5 protein-coding genes are annotated in these 3,542 nt (G+C 35.5%); all 5 read right to left on the bottom strand.

Features of this window, described 5'->3' with window-relative positions; all coding sequences use genetic code 11:
- Window positions 1-615, bottom strand: a 615-nt coding sequence (locus SINDD18_RS00335; RefSeq protein ID WP_061862685.1) for a hypothetical protein, incomplete at its 3' end; no start/stop codon positions are given.
- Window positions 616-814: 199 nt separating this feature from the next.
- The gene (locus tag SINDD18_RS00330; protein ID WP_061862684.1) at window positions 815-1,924 is read right to left on the bottom strand and encodes an SPFH domain-containing protein; all 1,110 of its coding nucleotides are present in this window, start codon (window positions 1,922-1,924) and stop codon (window positions 815-817) included.
- A gap of 10 nt (window positions 1,925-1,934) precedes the next feature.
- Entirely contained in the window at window positions 1,935-2,492 is a 558-nt protein-coding gene (locus SINDD18_RS10255) for a hypothetical protein (RefSeq protein ID WP_061862683.1), read from the bottom strand.
- A gap of 20 nt (window positions 2,493-2,512) precedes the next feature.
- Window positions 2,513-3,004 carry a hypothetical protein gene (locus SINDD18_RS00320; RefSeq protein ID WP_061862682.1) on the bottom strand — a complete coding sequence of 164 codons (492 nt, stop codon included), beginning with the start codon at window positions 3,002-3,004 and terminating at the stop codon, window positions 2,513-2,515.
- Window positions 3,005-3,178: 174 nt separating this feature from the next.
- Entirely contained in the window at window positions 3,179-3,529 is a 351-nt protein-coding gene (gene rbfA, locus SINDD18_RS00315; RefSeq protein WP_001273602.1) for a 30S ribosome-binding factor RbfA, read from the bottom strand.
- Window positions 3,530-3,542: the final 13 nt, after the last annotated feature.

The raw sequence follows: 3,542 nt of genomic DNA, 5'->3' as shown, positions 1-3,542 counted from the left end.
AGGAATAACTTTCCCCATCCCCTTAGCCAATCCTCCCTTGGTCAGATTCACTCCAAAGATTTTCAGAACTTTTTCCAAAATTGGATACCAAAGAGTCTTTGTCAAAGCCTTTTTGTTTACAATTTTCATCACTTGCTTAGCAACTGTAACACCACCAGAACGAAGGAGAGCGCCCGCACCATTTACTCCCAACATCACTCCCAGATAGAGCAAGAGGGTATTTTTGGCTTCTTCACTCAATTCATTTCGTGAAGCCCAAAGATCATCATAGCCGTAAATATAACCTAGCTCCTGAGCTAGTTTCAGTGAAAATGCGTAAAACTGGGCTACATCTGTCGGAATGGTAACTGCCATGGCAATACCTCCAGGCAAACCTGCTAAAACAGATGTTCCACTTGCTAGCAATACATTATCTCTAATACAGGCATTAGCCACTCGATCTAAGGTTTCCTGAGGTAATAAAGCTGTCGGCCCTTCTTCCAATAATCTAGGAATATCCTTTGAAGCCACTTCCTTAGAGAATTTGTCCATTAAAAATTTTGACCGGTTCACTTTGACGACAGGAAGTTTTACTACCTGTTGCAACACTTGCATCGCCACATCTTCTTTAGCCATCTCTATCTCCATTTTTCATTCATATCAAGCTTTATCTTATCATATTTATGGAATAAATGATATTTTCAAGATTTATTTTATTTTCTGAATTTCTATTTATATAATCTGACTAGACAATGACCGACTTATAGCCACAAAAAAGAGGGTTGCCCCTCTTTCTGCTTAGTTTTTATCCAGATTGCGTAGCATCTCGTCAATCTTATAAGTCCATAATTTCTTTTTTCTTTCGATCAAACTCTTCTTGAGATAATATACCTGCATCTAAAAGTGATTTGAGTTTAGTAAGAGCTTCGATTTGCTCATCAAATGACAAACTTGGTTTAGTTGCTTTTTCATCTAACTGTTGTGCCATATTCATACCGAAAATCATCCCCGCACCATCTCCTAGCCCATGTTGTTCGATCCCTGATGCGACTTTTTGTTGTGCAGCAATATTAGAAGCTTTCTGCGATACATCATCAAAGGCCTTTAAATTCATCTTATTTGATGAAAAGTTCTTAACTAATTCCTTAGATTCTGGTGAGAATTCTATATTAGCAATCGCAACTTTTATAATTTCAAATCCAAAACGATCTTTCCAAGTACCAGCATACTGTTCATCATTCGATACTTGTTTTGCAAGTACTGATGCTTGTGATGGTAGTTGTGAGATACGATAAGTTGTTGATAACGAATTAAGGGCAACGGTAAAGGATTGAAGAAATTCCGTGACTATCTGAGCCCTTGCTTGAGCACTATCAAAGCTATAGTAGGTTACATTTGCAGGAAGGAAATTTTTTACAAACTTGATAGCGTCTGTAATTTGAATAGAAAAAGTTCCAAAAGCACGTACTTCTAAGTCTGTACCATAAAATAAGTCGTTATACATAACCGGACCACGAGTACCAAACCTAATATCGCGAATTTCTCTCAAATTGACAAAACAAATCTGTTTTTGCTGATCACTTTGTCCGCCAAATCCAACACGATTAACAACATTATCAAACAGTGATTTTTTTAGCCCATCACCATTAAAAACACTACTCTCCCCATTTTGATATTCATATCCACCTGGTTCAGTGATAATTTCTTCTATTCCAGACTGACTAAAAATAAAAGCAGCAGTATTTTCAGGAATAAATATCTTAGACCCATTTGAAATGACACCTATAGACCCCTGACTATTAACTCCTCTACCATTATTACTGACTTGAAGAACACCCGGACTTACAGCTGTATGTTCATCAAAAGCCTGAACTGTAATAATTTCCTTCCATTGATCTGCAAAAGTACCACTAATTGAATCTGTAAATGCTTTAATTATTCCCATATTTCATCTCCTACAAGGTCTGTTCCATATCACAAAAACTACATTTGACAGTTTGTTTTACGGTTCCAGACAGAGGAGCTCCACAAAAACTGCATTTAGTAGATAATTTCTCTGGTTCTGCATCCTTAATACCAAGCCCTGCTTTGAAGGTGTCAAACGTATCTTTTAGAGTCTCTGCTAAAATTTCTACACCAAATAAGCTATTATCACCCAAGGTTGCAAAGTTGCTTGTATCACCAGAGATTAATTTAATAATATTCGTTGCCCACTTTTCAGTATCCTTAGTATTAGAGAATGAGAAGATAACTTGTCCACCATTATAATAGATTTCTAATCGTTTCATACCATTGGATTTCGTAACTGAAACTTGTGGTTTCCCCTCAAAAACCTTAATTTGGTTAATTGGTATAGTAGTTTGATCTTTTTTTCCTCCAAAAATACCTTTTTTGATATGTATCAAGTGTAAATTTGTTAAAATGAGCTCATCAGTATACATACTATTTTTCCCAAAACTAACATGTTCACTATTCATAACCATGTATTCATGAGGTAACAATTGATAGTCCATCCCGAACTCCATTCTTCTTATTAAAGACTAGCTTTCAACTGTTCGACTTGATCGTGTAGAGAATCACGATATTCCTTTAAAAACTGAATTATTTCCTCTTTTCCTTGAATAGGTGCTTTCTTCAATGGACCATATTGTTTTTTCTGTTCTTCCATTTCTTTTTTAGTAGCATCTTTTAATTCTTGGATAGAAACACTATCTTCTAAAGCAGTTCCCTTAAAGGCTTCATCAGCTTCTGTATAGTAATTATTGATAATTTTCTCACACATAGTCAAATAATCTTCATAAGTTTTGATAGATTCAATTGTCTCATCACTGACATCTTGTGGATTAAAGTCACTAGAACCTAATTTATCTTTTGCTTTATCTAAAAATCCTTTTTTCCCAGAACTTTCCGTTTTACTATCACTAGATGAATTACTTGTTTTTTCAGACAGAGAACTACAAGCAACTAGAGTAGAAACGGACAGACATAGTAAAGCTAAACGACAAACTTTTTTTAATTTATTCATTAATAGAATCTCCTTTTATTTATGAAATTATCATATCATATTTCCTAAAAGAAAAAAGCATTTCCTAATTGGCAAACATTTTATAAATACAGAATCCCATTTTTAAAAGAATATTTTTCCATTTTAAATTCCACCGATTTTCCACACAAAAAAGAGGGTTGCCCCTCTTTCTACTTAGTTTTTATCCAGATTGCGTAGCATCTCGTCAATCTTGTTTCCATATTCGATGGATTCGTCTTTGACGAAAGTTAGGTCTGGAATTTTGTACAATTTCAAATTGCGACCAAGTTCACGTTTGATAGTACCAGTTGCTTTTTCAAGTCCGACTTGAGCTTTTTGATTATCTGAAGCCAGGTTACTCAAAATAGTGTAGTAGACCTTAGCAACAGACAAGTCACCTAGCATCTGAACATCAGTGATAGTCACACCTTGGACACGGGGATCACGGACTTTCTTTTGCAAAATCTCATTGACTTCGCGCTTGATTTCCATGCCCACACGGTCCGTACGGAAATGATTTGCCATGCTTTTTCCTTTC

It is taken from the genome of Streptococcus infantis (assembly GCF_001579645.1).
GTDB classification, from domain to species: domain Bacteria; phylum Bacillota; class Bacilli; order Lactobacillales; family Streptococcaceae; genus Streptococcus; species Streptococcus infantis_E.
Note: the sequence above shows the minus strand (reverse complement) of the source record. Positions and strands in the feature narration are given on the sequence as shown.